12 protein-coding genes and 1 tRNA gene are annotated in these 13846 nt (G+C 44.1%); 5 read left to right on the top strand and 8 right to left on the bottom strand.

The window, feature by feature from the left end; translation table 11 throughout:
- Nucleotides 1–8: 8 nt before the first annotated feature.
- The 3 genes from G3W54_RS14220 to recG all read right to left on the bottom strand — a co-directional run bounded on the left by G3W54_RS14220 (nt 9) and on the right by recG (nt 2971).
- Nucleotides 9–440, bottom strand: a complete 432-nt coding sequence (locus G3W54_RS14220; RefSeq protein ID WP_162653945.1) for an SRPBCC domain-containing protein — start codon at nt 438–440, stop codon at nt 9–11.
- Nucleotides 437–772, bottom strand: a complete 336-nt coding sequence (locus G3W54_RS14215) for a metalloregulator ArsR/SmtB family transcription factor (protein WP_162653944.1) — start codon at nt 770–772, stop codon at nt 437–439. Before G3W54_RS14215 ends, G3W54_RS14220 begins: the two co-directional genes overlap by 4 nt.
- Before the next feature lie 90 nt (nt 773–862).
- Complete coding sequence (gene recG, locus G3W54_RS14210; protein WP_162654434.1) at nt 863–2971, bottom strand: ATP-dependent DNA helicase RecG; 2109 nt, start codon at nt 2969–2971, stop codon at nt 863–865.
- 85 nt (nt 2972–3056) lie between these two features.
- Here recG and G3W54_RS14205 point away from each other — a divergent pair, with 85 nt between their 5' ends.
- Together G3W54_RS14205 and mfd are read left to right on the top strand one after the other, a co-directional pair.
- Nucleotides 3057–3338 carry a succinate dehydrogenase assembly factor 2 gene (locus G3W54_RS14205; RefSeq protein ID WP_162653943.1) on the top strand — a complete coding sequence of 94 codons (282 nt, stop codon included), beginning with the start codon at nt 3057–3059 and terminating at the stop codon, nt 3336–3338.
- Nucleotides 3339–3367: 29 nt separating this feature from the next.
- On the top strand, nt 3368–6886 hold the full coding sequence (gene mfd, locus G3W54_RS14200) for a transcription-repair coupling factor (RefSeq protein ID WP_162653942.1): 3519 nt from the start codon (nt 3368–3370) through the stop codon (nt 6884–6886).
- Here the strand turns inward: mfd and G3W54_RS14195 are convergent.
- Together G3W54_RS14195 and G3W54_RS14190 are read right to left on the bottom strand one after the other, a co-directional pair.
- Entirely contained in the window at nt 6883–7560 is a 678-nt protein-coding gene (locus G3W54_RS14195) for a DsbA family oxidoreductase (protein ID WP_162653941.1), read from the bottom strand. The genes mfd and G3W54_RS14195 overlap by 4 nt on opposite strands.
- A 17-nt stretch (nt 7561–7577) precedes the next feature.
- The gene (locus G3W54_RS14190) at nt 7578–9392 is read right to left on the bottom strand and encodes an extracellular solute-binding protein (protein WP_162653940.1); all 1815 of its coding nucleotides are present in this window, start codon (nt 9390–9392) and stop codon (nt 7578–7580) included.
- 240 nt (nt 9393–9632) lie between these two features.
- On the opposite strand from G3W54_RS14190, the gene G3W54_RS14185 reads away from it, so the two are divergent.
- A complete protein-coding gene (locus tag G3W54_RS14185) occupies nt 9633–10253 on the top strand; it encodes an invasion associated locus B family protein (RefSeq protein WP_162653939.1) in 621 nt (206 codons plus the stop codon).
- 48 nt (nt 10254–10301) lie between these two features.
- Here the strand turns inward: G3W54_RS14185 and hspQ are convergent, their stop codons facing one another.
- Entirely contained in the window at nt 10302–10631 is a 330-nt protein-coding gene (gene hspQ / locus G3W54_RS14180) for a heat shock protein HspQ (RefSeq protein WP_162653938.1), read from the bottom strand.
- A gap of 104 nt (nt 10632–10735) precedes the next feature.
- Between hspQ and G3W54_RS14175 the strand changes: the two genes are divergently transcribed.
- A complete protein-coding gene (locus G3W54_RS14175; RefSeq protein WP_162653937.1) occupies nt 10736–11701 on the top strand; it encodes an AEC family transporter in 966 nt (321 codons plus the stop codon).
- A gap of 21 nt (nt 11702–11722) precedes the next feature.
- Here G3W54_RS14175 and G3W54_RS14170 read toward each other — a convergent pair whose 3' ends face one another.
- Nucleotides 11723–12904, bottom strand: coding sequence for a UbiH/UbiF family hydroxylase (locus G3W54_RS14170; RefSeq protein WP_162653936.1), 1182 nt, complete (start codon nt 12902–12904; stop codon nt 11723–11725).
- 65 nt (nt 12905–12969) lie between these two features.
- Between G3W54_RS14170 and G3W54_RS14165 the strand changes: the two genes are divergently transcribed.
- A complete protein-coding gene (locus G3W54_RS14165) occupies nt 12970–13173 on the top strand; it encodes a hypothetical protein (RefSeq protein ID WP_162653935.1) in 204 nt (67 codons plus the stop codon).
- A gap of 158 nt (nt 13174–13331) precedes the next feature.
- On the opposite strand, the gene G3W54_RS14160 is transcribed toward G3W54_RS14165, so the two are convergent.
- Nucleotides 13332–13421 (bottom strand) — tRNA-Ser (locus G3W54_RS14160).
- Nucleotides 13422–13846: the final 425 nt, after the last annotated feature.

Here is a 13846-nt window from a genome sequence, read left to right as displayed (position 1 = left end):
TTTGTGTTTTAACCAAGCGCATTTTCAAGACGGTTTATGCTGGATGTCCAACCGCCCATGTGATTTTTGGCGCTTTCATCATCAGCAAGATTTGTATGAATAACTTTGAATGTTGATCCGCCATTCGGGGAGGGCGTAACTTCAAAACGTACGTGACTTTCATGACCTCTTGCGTCATTGTCATCGTGCCATGCCCATGTGAATTCAATATATTCAGGCGGAACAACCGATTTAACATCGCCGCTAACTTTAAAAATTTCGCCCTTGGATCCCTTCATTTCAGAAAACCATGGACCAATCTCTCCTAAACTTAAATCATGGGAGGGAACCGTAATACCTTCAGGACCCCACCATTTTAAAAGGTTTTCAACCTGAGTTAGGAACGCAAAGACTATATCAGGCGCTTGTTTGAATTCTCTTTCAATAACAACATCACTCATTTTAGATCTTTCTCCGGATTGAAACTATTCAGCGCATCCTCAAGACGATCAACACTTGCTTGCCAAAATTCCTGATGGTCAATTACCCAACGGTGAATAGCCTGAACAGCGGCTGGACGAACTGAATAAATTCGCCTCTGTTTATCAATTCGCTGCTGAATGACACCCGCCTCGCGTAATACTTTTAGGTGTCGCGAAAATGCTGGCGGCGATATCGTGGTATTTTTCTGAAGATCATTGACGCTTAATTCGCCCTCATTAAGCAATTGTTCGACAACAGCAAAGCGAGTTTTATCGCCTAAGGCAGAAAAAGTATTGGATAGATTTTGCATTTAGTCTCCTTACTTCGTTATTTAAATAATTAACAAAAATACGAATTAAGTCAAGTTCAAGCAAATTTTTTGTAAAACTAAGAGCCACTCTTATCCAGCACGAATGAACCGAATGGCCTCATCCCGGCGCATCAGATAAAGAAGCATTTTGATGGCTTTACCACGTTCTGAGGACAGTGAAGCATCGGTCTCGATGATGTATCGCGCGTCATTCCGAGCAATTTCAAGCAAATCAGAGTGCGCATCCAATTGTGCAATGCGAAAGCCAGGCGTACCGGATTGCCGGGTTCCTAAAAGTTCGCCTTCACCACGCAATCGCAAATCTTCTTCTGCTATGCGAAACCCATCCTCAGTCTCACGCAATATGTTCAGCCGAGCTTGTGCAGTTTCAGATAGCGGTGATTTAAATAATAATACACAGCTTGATGCCTCATCTCCGCGTCCCACACGTCCGCGTAGTTGGTGCAGTTGTGCAAGGCCAAAACGTTCGGCATGTTCGATCACAATGATTGTAGCATCTGGCACATCAACACCGACTTCTATGACAGTTGTTGCGACCAAAATACGCGTATCACCGCGTTTAAACGCTTCCATGGCGTCGTCTTTTTCATCACCTTTCATCCGACCATGAACAAGACCGACAGGCACATCGGGCAAGGCACGTTGCAGCTCCTCTGCTCGCGCTTCTGCAGAGGTTAAATCGCTTAGTTCAGAATCTTCAACCAGCGGGCAGATCCAATAGGCTTTTTTACCGTCGGCGGTAGCAACACGTAAGCGATCCACCATTTGAGGCAGACGATCTCGATCAACTGATACCGTTGAAATCGGTTTTCGTCCGGCAGGTTTTTCGGTCAATTTCGAGACATCCATGTCACCAAAAGCAGATAGAACCAGCGTACGAGGAATTGGGGTTGCTGTCATAACCAACATATGAGGTGCAACACCTTTGGCAGTTAAGCGAAGCCGTTGATGAACACCAAAACGATGCTGTTCATCAACTACGGCCACGAGTAACTTTTTATAGATTACAGCATCTTGGAACAGAGCATGCGTTCCGACAATAATCTGCGCACGCCCATCTTCAATACGTTCAAGCACTTCGCGGCGTTCTGCTGCTTTGCTTTTCCCAACTAATATGTCGATTGAGATGCCCGCTGCCGCTGCCATCTTGGAAAGAGATGCATGATGTTGTCGGGCCAGAATTTCGGTTGGTGCCATAAGTACAGCTTGTCCACCCGCCTCGACAGCGTCTGCCATAGCAGCGAGTGCAACTATTGTCTTACCAGCTCCCACATCGCCTTGTAAGAGCCGCAACATGCGCTCATCCTTATTCATATCTAATAAAATATCTTGGATGGCGTCATTTTGGCTATTGGTAAGACTAAACGGAAGGGCATCTACAATCTTGCGTCTTAAAATGCCTTTGACATGCAACGGATCACCAGGAAGTTTTCTAATAGATTGCCGGACAAGAGCCAAAGATAACTGACCAGCCAGGAATTCATCATATGCTAAACGTCGCCGCGCCGGGGCTTGCGGTTCCATGTCTGCCATATCCCGAGGATGATGGATTTGATCGAGCGCATCTTTGTAACTGGGGAATGAGTGTTTTTTTGCAAGTTCTTTATCAATCCAGTCCGGGAGATCAGGCAAAGTGCTGACCACTTCGTTAATGCCCTTCTTGAGAATCTTTAAAGATAAGCCTGCCGTTAGCGGATAGACAGTCTCATATCGAGGCATATCTTTGGCTTTATCTTCAGCCATCATAAAATCAGGATGAACCATAGAAGCTTGCCCGTTAAACCAACTAGCTTTACCTGATACGATAACCTTTTCACCTTCGGGTAGGCTTTTCTCCAGCCATGATTGATGCGCTTTGAAAAAGACAAAAGATATCTCACCAGTCTCATCATGCGCAAAAACGCGGTAAGGAATGTTTCCGCGCCCACGCGGAGGGGCTTGATGGCTATCCACAGTTACACGGACAGTTGAAACGGCACCATCGACCATATGTGAGACCCCTGGACCAATTTGTCGGTCTATCAGGCTACTTGGTACATGATAGATCAGATCAACAATTTTAGTCTCATCACGGCTTTCACGTCCCGTTACACGCGCAATAAGATCAGCCACTTTTGGACCAATGCCATTGATTGAGGTTACGCTTTTGAAGAACATATCTATTTCATTTGGACGCATAGGTTTTTGTATCATTCAAAATTAATCGGGCAAAGTGCTATTTGACGTCCTGACAAGACAAATTTTGTCACGTATATAGGCCGTTATGACCGGAACAACTCAAAGCAGTAGTAAACTTGATCGCAGGCGTGCGCGCATTAAATTTAGGGCGTGGCATCGTGGGACAAAAGAAATGGACCTTGTATTCGGCCATTTTGTGGATAATTTCCTTCATGATTTGGATGATTCTGATTTAGATGAACTCGAGTTTATTATGTCCCATGAGGATACCGATTTATCGAAATGGATCATGCGCGAAGTACCGACGCCAGATGAGTTGAATACACCGTTGTTTCGGCGCGTCATTGACTATAAACCCAACTACTAACATCATTTCCCCGCTTTGGAGCTGTTAACATGAGTGCAATAGCCGGATTTTCCACGGCTGATATCACAAGCCGATTGGGTCCTGTGATTATCTCCAATGTACCTTCAGGCGCCGAAGCTCTTGTGCTTGCAGAATTGGCACGTGATGGAAAGTCTGTCGCCCATATCATGGCCGATGGTCAACGTATGGCAGATTTTGCGCAAACTCTCTCATTTTATGCCCCCAATGTCGAGGTGCTTACATTTCCCGGTTGGGATTGTTTACCCTATGACCGGGTATCGCCCGGGTCTGATATCGTTGCAAAACGGCTATCCACACTTGGCCGATTGATTGCTCATAGTGAGAAGTCTAAGCCGGTAATTTTACTCACCACGGTCAATGCAATAATGCAGCGGCTCACACCATCCTCCCAGCTTAAAAGCCTCGCATTTTCAGCTAAAGCTGGCGCGCATTTGCATATGGATGACCTACCTCCGCGGCTTGAGGGGCTTGGTTTTGATCGTACAGATACTGTGCGCGAAGTGGGTGAATATGCCATTCGCGGTGGGATTGTGGATCTATTTATTCCCGGTTCTGATGTACCAATCCGACTTGATTTTTTTGGCGATACGCTCGAAAGCATCCGATCATTTGATCCTGAAACGCAGCGTACAAAAAAACAGCTAAAGCAGTTTTCACTCAATGCTATGAGTGAAATTGCGCTCGATTCGCCAAATATTGCACGCTTTAGAACTAATTATCTAACAGCATTTGGCGCTGCAACACGTGACGATGCGCTTTATCAAGCGATCAGCGTCGGTAGACGGTTTTCTGGTATGGAACATTGGCTTCCAATGTTTTATGCGGAGGTGGAAACGCTTTTCGATTATTTATCGGGTTTTACAGTCACCGCCGACCATGTAGCGCTTGAAGCGGCAAAGGAGCGTCGTGATCAAATCGATGATCACTATGATGCGCGTTTAAATACGCTTGAGGGATCAAAGTCAGCATTAGGACAATCAGCACCGTACAAGCCAATCCTGCCGGATGACCTTTATCTCACACATGAAGAATTCACAAAAAACCTCGAACTGGTAAGATATATTCGCTTCACGCCGTTTGAAGAACCCGAAACGGATCATCGGCAAATATTACCGCTTTCCCTCAAGCCAGGTCCCAGATGGGCAAGTAATGTGGAGAAAAAGCAGGATGAATCTCGAACGAATGTATTTGATCAGGTCGTCAAACATATTTCCAACAAGCGTGCGTCTGGACAAAAAGTTCTCGTAACAGGCTGGAGCGACGGTTCCCTTGATCGCATGCTTCAGGTTCTAAACGAACATGGCCTTGAAAACATCAAACCCATCGGTTCGTTTGATGCTTTGGCGGCAGTTAAAAAGGGGCAGGCGGCATCAGCTATTCTTTCACTTGAAAGTGGTTTTGAAAATGAAGATTTTGCGATCATTGGTGAGCAAGATATTCTTGGTGATAGGCTTGTCCGTCGCTCAAAACGCAAGCGTAAGGGCGCTGACTTTATTTCTGAAGTCGCGGGACTAGAAGAAGGTACTTATGTTGTTCATGCTGAGCATGGTATTGCCAAATTCGTCGGACTACAGACTATTGAAGCTGGTGGGGCGCCACATGCATGTTTGGAGTTACGGTATCTAGGTGACGACAAGCTTTTTCTGCCTGTTGAAAATATTGAATTATTATCAAGATATGGTTCAGATGACACCACCGTAACTCTTGATAAGCTTGGCGGTGTTGCTTGGCAATCTCGTAAAGCAAAGCTCAAAAAGCGTTTGATGGATATGGCAGATCAACTGATCGCCATAGCAGCGGCGCGGCATACCCGTCATGCGCCATCATTGACCGCTCCAGAAGGGCTATACGACGAGTTTGTAGCCTCTTTTCCTTATGACGAGACGGAAGATCAACTGAATGCCATCGATTCTGTAAAAGATGATTTGGTGGCGGGCTTGCCAATGGATCGCCTTGTTTGTGGTGATGTTGGCTTTGGTAAAACCGAAGTTGCCATTCGCGCAGCCTTTATCGCTGCGATGAATGGTGTTCAGGTGGCGGTTGTCGTGCCAACCACATTACTTGCGCGTCAACATTTTAAAAGTTTCTCAGAACGTATGCGCGGACTTCCACTTCGTGTTGGTCACGCGTCGCGATTGGTTGGCGCCAAAAAACTTACGTCCACCAAAAAAGAACTGGAATCTGGTAAAACAGACATTGTGATTGGCACACATGCCTTGCTTGGCGACTCCATAAAATTTGCTAATTTGGGTCTACTTATCATCGATGAGGAGCAGCGCTTTGGGGTTAAGCATAAAGAACGGTTAAAAGAGATGAAATCAGACGTTCATGTCCTCACTCTTTCTGCAACTCCGATTCCACGCACAATGCAGCTTGCAATGACGGGTGTGAGGGAGTTGTCGCTCATAACGACACCTCCCGTTGATCGTTTGGCAGTCCGCACATTTATATCGCCGTTTGACACGATGATTATCCGTGAGACATTGCTTCGTGAGCATTATCGCGGCGGACAAAGTTTTTATGTCGCTCCGCGTATAAAAGATATCGAAGAAGTCCATGCATTTTTAGAGGCTGAAATTCCCGAACTAAAGGTCGCTGTTGCGCACGGGCAAATGCCACCTGGTGAATTGGATGATATTATGACGGCCTTTTATGAAGGTCAGTATGATGTTCTCCTCTCGACGACCATCGTTGAATCTGGTCTTGATGTGCCAGCGGCCAACACATTGATTGTCCATAGAGCAGATATGTTTGGTTTAGCGCAACTCTATCAGCTTCGTGGACGTGTTGGGCGCTCCAAGGTTCGCGCGTTTGCACTCTTTACGCTCCCGCTCAATAAAACGCTTACATCAACTGCCGAACGCCGCCTAAAAGTTCTTCAGTCACTTGATACGCTCGGAGCCGGGTTCCAACTTGCCAGTCATGATTTGGATATTCGTGGCGCTGGCAATCTATTGGGTGATGCGCAATCTGGACACATCAAAGAAGTTGGTTTTGAACTTTATCAACACATGCTGGAAGAAGCGATTGCCGAACTTAAAGGTGATGAACTTGCCAGTGATGGTGGATGGTCACCACAAATTACGGTTGGCGCTCCGGTAATGATACCGGAGAATTATGTACCAGATATCAATCTGCGCCTTAGCCTTTATCGCCGTCTGGGTGATATTGAAGAATTATCTGAAATAGACGAATTTGGCGCAGAATTGGTTGATCGATTTGGCAAATTACCAGTCGAAGTCAAACATTTATTGAAAGTTGTTTATATTAAAACCCTTTGCCGGACTGCCAATGTTGAGAAGCTGGATGCCGGTCCAAAAGGTATTGTTGTAAACTTTAGAAATGGTGAATTTCCTAACCCCTCAGGGCTCGTTGCACACCTGTCTGACCCAAGCAACCAAGCTAAGATTAGAGCAGATCAGAGTATCTTCTTTGCTCGCAAATTGACCGATGCCGACAAGCGACTTGCGGGATCTGCTGTGGTGATGACAAAACTAGCGAAAATAGCTGAAAGTGATGCTAACTAATCACTTTCACTTAACTTTATAACTTCTTGAATTGTATCCCTTATTACGCTTTTGCTTTGCGCGCCTTCAAGAGCATACTTTTTATTTAAGATAAACACAGGTACGCCATTAACGCCGGATGATTTGATGGTTTCAATTTGATTTTGTATGACTTCTTTGCTTTCGTCCGATGCAAGCATGTAGCGCGTTTTCTCCCCAGGCATACCTGCATGTTCAGCGGCTTCTACAAGCACATCATCATCGCCGATATGCTTGCCCTGCTCGAAATAAAATTGCATGAGAATATTAACAAGCTTATTCTGCATATCTGAGCCATGATCACGCCCAGCCCAGAAAATCAATCTATGCGCATCAAGTGTATTGGGTGATACTGTAATATCATTCAGACGAAATGGTATTTCTTCGGCCTTTCCCGCCTCATTAATCGGCGCATAGATTTGCTCATGTGCATCTAATGATCCGAATTTGTCGATGAAATATTGCTGCCGGTTTTTGCCTTCCTTAGGCAAAGTTGCATCAAGTTGATAGGGTAACCAATGCACTGTTGTTTTAATATCATCACCTAATTCACTCAAGGCATCATTCAAGCGTTTGCGCCCGATATGACACCAAGGACACATAACGTCAGATACAATATCGATCGTGACATGTTGCTTTTGATTGTCGTCGGTCATGGATGATCCTTTAAATTTTATTCTGCGCGTCCATCCCACCAAACAGGTAACTGATAGCCATAAATCGGCTGCTTACCTTCAGGAAATTTGATGTAATCTCGATGAGCAACCCATGTCTCACCCAGATGGTAAGCTGGAATAATATAATGTCCTGAAAGCAGGGTACGATCATAAGCGCGCACTGCAGCTTGGAAATCTTCTGTTGTCCGCGCATTCACAAGCGCATCAATCATTGCGTCAACAGCGGGGCTTGCAACACCAGCGAAGTTAAATGTGCCTTCTGGCTCGACAGCACGGGAACTCCAACGCCAAACTTGCTCGCCACCGGGCGAAAATGAGGATGTAAAGGCTTTTATAATCATATCAAAATCATATGTTTGCGAACGTTTTTGATATTGCGCATCATCCACTGTTCTTACCGACATCTCGATGCCAAGAGCCTTAAGCGAACGCTGGTAGGCCAGAGCTAGCTTTTCCTGATCCTCGTTTTGAGGCATCACTTCGAATGTAAGCTGTTTGCCATCGGTGCCAATAAGCTTGCCACCATCAATTTTATAACCCGCTTCTTGAAACAGGCCCAAAGCTTGGCGCAGCAATTTACGATCACGACCAGATGCATCCGTGACGGGCAACTGATAGGTACCATCCATAATGTCTTGAGAGACGGCATCAGGGAAGGGCGCTAACAGTGCCTTCTCAATGTCATTTGCCGGGTTTTGGTAGCTGGATAAGTCTGACCCTTGCCAGAAACTTTGCGTCCGTGTGTAAACTCCGCCATAAAGATTTTTGTTGATCCATTCAAAATCGAACATCAAAGAGAGTGCTTTGCGCACTTTAATATCTTTAAAAATGTCGCGACGAGTATTGAAGACAAATCCATACATGCCTGATGGTCGCTGCTTCTTAAAAGTTTGCTTTATAATTTCACCATCGTTAACTGCGGAAAAGTTATAAGCCGTTTGCCAATGAGTTGGATTACCTTCTGGGTAAACGTCAAATAGACCTTTTTTAAATGCTTCAAACTGCGCTGTTTGCGATAAGAAATATTCGACGCGAATTTCATCATAATTATCGAACCCAACTTTGGATGGAATGTCTTTTGCCCAATAATTGGGGTCACGCTCATAAGTAATTCGTTCGCCTGGGCGAATTTCTTTAACCTTATAGGGGCCAGAGCCAACAGGAATGTCCATTGTAATACTATCAAAATTGGCTGCGTCGGTATCATGCTTGGGGATAATCGGCATGAGCCCCAATATTAGCGGAAATTCACGGTTTGATTTTTCATTGAAGATAAATTTTACGCTGAGATCGGAAACCTTCTCCATACGCTCAACGCGCGCCAAACGACGACTATAGGGCGGACGCCCTTTTTCCGTCATCGTTTCGAAAGTGAATATGATATCATCTGCTGTAACAGGTTTTCCATCATGCCAGCGCGCTTTGGGATTTAAATTAAATTGAAGAAAAGTTCGCTCGTCGTCCCATTCGACGGTTTCTGCAAGAAGGCCGTACATTGTAAATGCTTCATCGCGAGAGCGTTGCATCAAAGTATCATAATAAAGGTGTCCAAATTCTGGGTCGATTATCCCGCGTGCGGCTGTGCGCATGCTTTTCAGTATAAAAGGATTCAAACTATCAAATGTACCGACAACGCCATATGAGATCTTTCCCCCTTTGGGAGCATCAGGATTTGCATAGGGAAAATGTTTATAATCAGCGGGTAGGGCAGGTTCTCCATGCATCGAGATGCCGTGCAAGGGTTCTGCCAATGTTGTGTTGGCTGTAAGCGCAAGCGCAAAGATGCACGTCGAAAACAATGATTTGATCATACCAAACTCCCAGATACTCAATGATTCTTATAAACTAACATGCCATCGAGACCTAACAGGTGTCAAAATGGCAAAAAAAACTACTTTACCCTCTGGATATTGATGGCGTCTCGCGTTAGATGAAGCTGAGAGTCATTTTACTGCCTTAATTCATGGGCAGAAGACTGGGCAGCATTGGAATATGTAACAACATAATTCTAATACGGAACAGAATTTAAGATCTACAAGGCGTTTCAAGCAATGTTCAAATTGTTCAATAAATCAATAAAAACCGCAACTATTTTTGTAGGTGTGATTACTGCAGGTGTCACAGGCACCTATGCTCAGCAATCACAAGCACCAATTGATGGTTGGTATAAAGAGTGCAGCAAACAAGCTGACAATGATATCTGCGTCGTACAGAACATTGTTACTGCACAATCTGGTCAATTAATTACAGCTGTTGGACTTGTGGATGTTTCCGGCAAGGTCAATCAAAAACTTCTCCAGGTCACTGTTCCAATTGCTCGTTTTATTCCCCCTGGAATTTCATTGCAGGTTGATGGCGGAAAACAAACTAAAATACCCTATGCAGTCTGCCTTCCAGATAAATGTATAGCGCAAATTCCTATGACAGATGCTGTCGTTGCGAATTTTAAGAAGGGTAGTGAGGCAGTCTTTACATCGGTAAATGCACAACGTGCTGCAAATCCTATCCGAATTTCACTTGCTGGGTTTACTCAGGCATTTGATGGTGAAGCTCTCGGCCTTGCTGAACGCGATGAAAAGGCAAAAGCGCGTGAAGATGAGATTCGCAAAAAACTTGAAGAATCTCGTGCGAAACTTCAAGCAGCTCAAGATGCAGCCAAAAAGACCGAATAAAACATTCAATATCAAACAAACAACCCGGGCATTTGCTCGGGTTTTTTATTAGTGTGTTTGATTTCCAATAGGCTCGTACTGACCTTTTTGCGATTCTTTAAAGAATTTCCCGATATCTGGATGCCGAAGCGGTACATCGCTATCATCAGCTAATAGGTTTTGCTCTGAAACATAAGCAACATATTCGATTTCGCTATTTTCGGCGAATAAATGATAAAATGGTTGTTCGCGATGCGGGCGAATATCCTCGGGAATAGCGGCAAGCCATTCCTCGGTATTGTTAAAAACCGGATCAACATCAAATATCACGCCGCGGAAATCAAACAGCCTGTGTCGAACAATTTGCCCGAGATTAAACTTCGCGTGAGATTTTTCCATCGACAATCCTTCATTACGCCGTTACTCATCTATTACTTTAAACAATTTGATGAAACTAAACATTGCTATGTTTCTTCGATTATATTTGAGAATTAGACCAGTTAATGTCTGAAATTATATCACTCGTCTTACCATTTTTTGGTCTTATTATTTTAGGATTTGTTGTCGCAAAATTCACCGAGCAACCTGATGGTGCTATGGGTTGGCTTAACATTTTCATTATTTATGTATCTCTACCTGCATTATTCTATAAATTGCTTTCTAACACACCGGTTGAACAATTCAAGCGTGTAGATTTTTTGATAACCACAACCCTAGTTACGTTTTTTATTTTCTACCTGATCTTTCTTGTAGGCTGGGTCATAAGACGTAACAATATTGGCGATTCAACCATTCAAGGTTTGGCGGCGGCATATGGCAATATTGGATATATGGGCCCTGGAATGGCGCTTCTCGCGTTTGGAGAAGTGGCGGCGATACCCGTCGCCTTGATATTCTGTATTGAGAACATTTTGCACTTTACAGTCGCACCACTTCTCATGGCATTTCGTGGCGGTGACGATCAGGCAAATTACGGAGACCTAGCAAAGAAAGTTATCAAGAACATTATCCTTCATCCATTTATAATCGCGTCATTTATCGGTGTTATCGCAGCGATATATAAAATAGATCTGCCAGATGCGGCCGATAATATTATAGACCTTCTGGCGCAAGCTGCGGCACCGTGTGCTCTTTTTGCAATGGGTGTTACGCTCGCATTGCGCGCCATAAAGCGAATACCAATTGAAATATTCTATATTACGCCAATCAAGCTCGCTATCTATCCAGCTCTTACTTATGTTGCGCTAAGTTTTGTCGGGGATTTTGACCCTATATGGGTTCAAGTCGCTGTATTGCTTGCATCATTGCCAACAGCAACCAATGTTTTTGTAATCGGCCAGCAATATGACCAATGGACAGAGCGCGCCTCAGCGTGTGTTCTAATAACCACTATTTGTTCAATTTTAACGGTTTCGACCTGGCTTTGGCTATTCAAGTCACAAACTATCCCGTTTGATTTATTTCCGTGATGCCAATCTGAACAACACTTTCTAACTTGCAATCTTATCTGTATGTTTTTTTACCTGAGCGCCCTGTCTCATGACTAGTTGTTTAAGAAACGACACATTACTTGCAGCCGAAATTACACCACTTCGGACGAGTTGAACGGGTAAAAATGAGGTTAAAAGCGTGCGATTGAACATATCGATGCCAAATGTCCGTGTAATTACATCCAGTTGTCGCGCACGATGATAGGCTTCGCCAACGCCTGCACTATGTTCCGTATCATTAACTGAAATACATTCGATTGCTGTTATTACATCCCGTAAACCCAAATTCAAACCTTGCGCACCGATCGGCGGAAATGCATGACCAGCTTCTCCAACAAGCATTACACGGCCTCGGCCAAATTTGTCTGCCAGCAGGCTAGAAAGCGGATAACATTGTGGTGTTGTATCTATCTCGACGGCACCAAGAGTGGAGTGTAAGTTTTGCTCAACCATTTGGTTAAGCTCGTCTAAAGGCCTACCGAGAATTTCAGCCTCTTCTTCAGGTTTGATTGCCCAGACTAGGCTAGAACGCTTGCCAGGCAATGGAACCTGTGTGAACGGACCTTTTTCGGTGTGAAACTCAGTCGAAATATTTTGGTGAGACAGGCTGTGTTTAAATGAAAGCACAATGGCTTTTTGATGATATTGCCAAGCTTTATGCTTAATACCAACTTTTTCACGGATAAGAGAACGTCGGCCATCAGCGGCGATGACATGCCCGGCTTTTAGCACGCCACCATTTGTCAGACTAACTGTAGCAATATCACCTTTATCAACGTAATCAGTAGCAAACTCATCGAAACGAGTGATTTTGAGCTCGTCCAGTTTAGCAAATAACGCATCCAATAATACTTGATTTGGGATATTAAAACCAAATTGATCCAGTTCAATTTCATTGGCGTGGAATGAAGCGGGTCGCGAGCGAATAATGCGTTTTGTGCCGTCCAAAATGCGCATGGTTTGAAGCGCCTCTGTCTTTGTCTCTATCTGCTGCCAGATGCCTATTTTGTCCAGAAAATCAATAGACGGCATAAAAAGAGCTGTTGTGCGCTCATCATCAGTATCCGATTTTTTAGCGATCACAGCAGTTTTAAAACCAGCAAGATGCGCTGCAATTGCTGCGCTCAAACCAGCTAACCCGCCACCAACAACAAGAACTTCAAATTGCAGATCTTTTTCCATTTTCTCGCTCCGCTTTTTATCGCCCCTATTAATGCATATATAGTCCCAAATATCGATGGGGTGAATTGGCGCACACTAACTATGTTAAAGTCACTGACATCCCCGAAATCATCATTCGATTAACAAAAGATGCATTACAGACATTTATGAACGTTGCAGAATATGGCACGTTGGGTTCGAAACAGGCATTCGCAAAAATCGATCTTGGACTAGCGCTCAGTCAAGCCAATGACGGTATCGGGCTTACAATTACCCTTGCCATAAAGTGATAAGAATCTGTTTTAAATTGAATATCAGATACTTCAAACAGCCCAACTAACATCGCTCATAATGAGTATTTGCTAAAATAAAGTAGACGTGAAACTTGAGTACAAACTATCTTGGGGTTTGAGCAAATTTCAAAAGCATAGTCGTAGTATGAGAATAATGGCGGAGAGGGTGGGATTCGAACCCACGGAACGCTTACACGCTCGCTGGTTTTCAAGACCAGTGCTTTCGACCACTCAGCCACCTCTCCGGTGAGCGTCTTTTGTAACAAACTGAGACTGAATGCAAGACGTGTTTTTCAGTTTCTTGAAAAATATTGCAGTTTTTAATAATAAAACGTAATTCAAAGTGACTTGCTGGTGAATTATATTTATGCAGATATCATTCACACAGTAGATATTGCTGTTTTAAGGCTTTATCAACTATGAAACAACAAATGTGCGACATGTTGAGCAGATTCGGCATGATTAAAGGATTAGATCGTATTTTTGCCATATAGTGGCCTTTAATGACCACAATTCGACATAGATGAAATTAAGAGTTAAATATATTGGACCTTCGTTTTAAAATAACAAACCTTCGCGCTGGTAAGCCTTCACTGGGGTTCCTGACAAAAATCTGCTGCGGTTTTGTTTTAGCTGCTGCGCTCGCTGGCTGTAGTTCTACTGGTGATGC

This window comes from Lentilitoribacter sp. Alg239-R112, from assembly GCF_900537175.1.
GTDB lineage: Bacteria > Pseudomonadota > Alphaproteobacteria > Rhizobiales > Rhizobiaceae > Lentilitoribacter.
The sequence above is the reverse complement of the archived record's forward strand: the minus strand, read 5'-3'. Positions and strand labels throughout refer to the sequence as shown.

What these genes read in the sequence shown, in the direction of transcription:
- G3W54_RS14220 (WP_162653945.1), bottom strand. Translation starts at nt 440, where the DNA reads ATGAGTGATGTTGTTATTGAAAGAGAATTCAAACAAGCGCCTGATATA.
- G3W54_RS14215 (WP_162653944.1), bottom strand. Translation starts at nt 772, where the DNA reads ATGCAAAATCTATCCAATACTTTTTCTGCCTTAGGCGATAAAACTCGC.
- recG (WP_162654434.1), bottom strand. Translation starts at nt 2,971, where the DNA reads ATGCGTCCAAATGAAATAGATATGTTCTTCAAAAGCGTAACCTCAATC.
- G3W54_RS14205 (WP_162653943.1), top strand. Translation starts at nt 3,057, where the DNA reads ATGACCGGAACAACTCAAAGCAGTAGTAAACTTGATCGCAGGCGTGCG.
- mfd (WP_162653942.1), top strand. Translation starts at nt 3,368, where the DNA reads ATGAGTGCAATAGCCGGATTTTCCACGGCTGATATCACAAGCCGATTG.
- G3W54_RS14195 (WP_162653941.1), bottom strand. Translation starts at nt 7,560, where the DNA reads ATGACCGACGACAATCAAAAGCAACATGTCACGATCGATATTGTATCT.
- G3W54_RS14190 (WP_162653940.1), bottom strand. Translation starts at nt 9,392, where the DNA reads ATGATCAAATCATTGTTTTCGACGTGCATCTTTGCGCTTGCGCTTACA.
- G3W54_RS14185 (WP_162653939.1), top strand. Translation starts at nt 9,633, where the DNA reads ATGTTCAAATTGTTCAATAAATCAATAAAAACCGCAACTATTTTTGTA.
- hspQ (WP_162653938.1), bottom strand. Translation starts at nt 10,631, where the DNA reads ATGGAAAAATCTCACGCGAAGTTTAATCTCGGGCAAATTGTTCGACAC.
- G3W54_RS14175 (WP_162653937.1), top strand. Translation starts at nt 10,736, where the DNA reads ATGTCTGAAATTATATCACTCGTCTTACCATTTTTTGGTCTTATTATT.
- G3W54_RS14170 (WP_162653936.1), bottom strand. Translation starts at nt 12,904, where the DNA reads ATGGAAAAAGATCTGCAATTTGAAGTTCTTGTTGTTGGTGGCGGGTTA.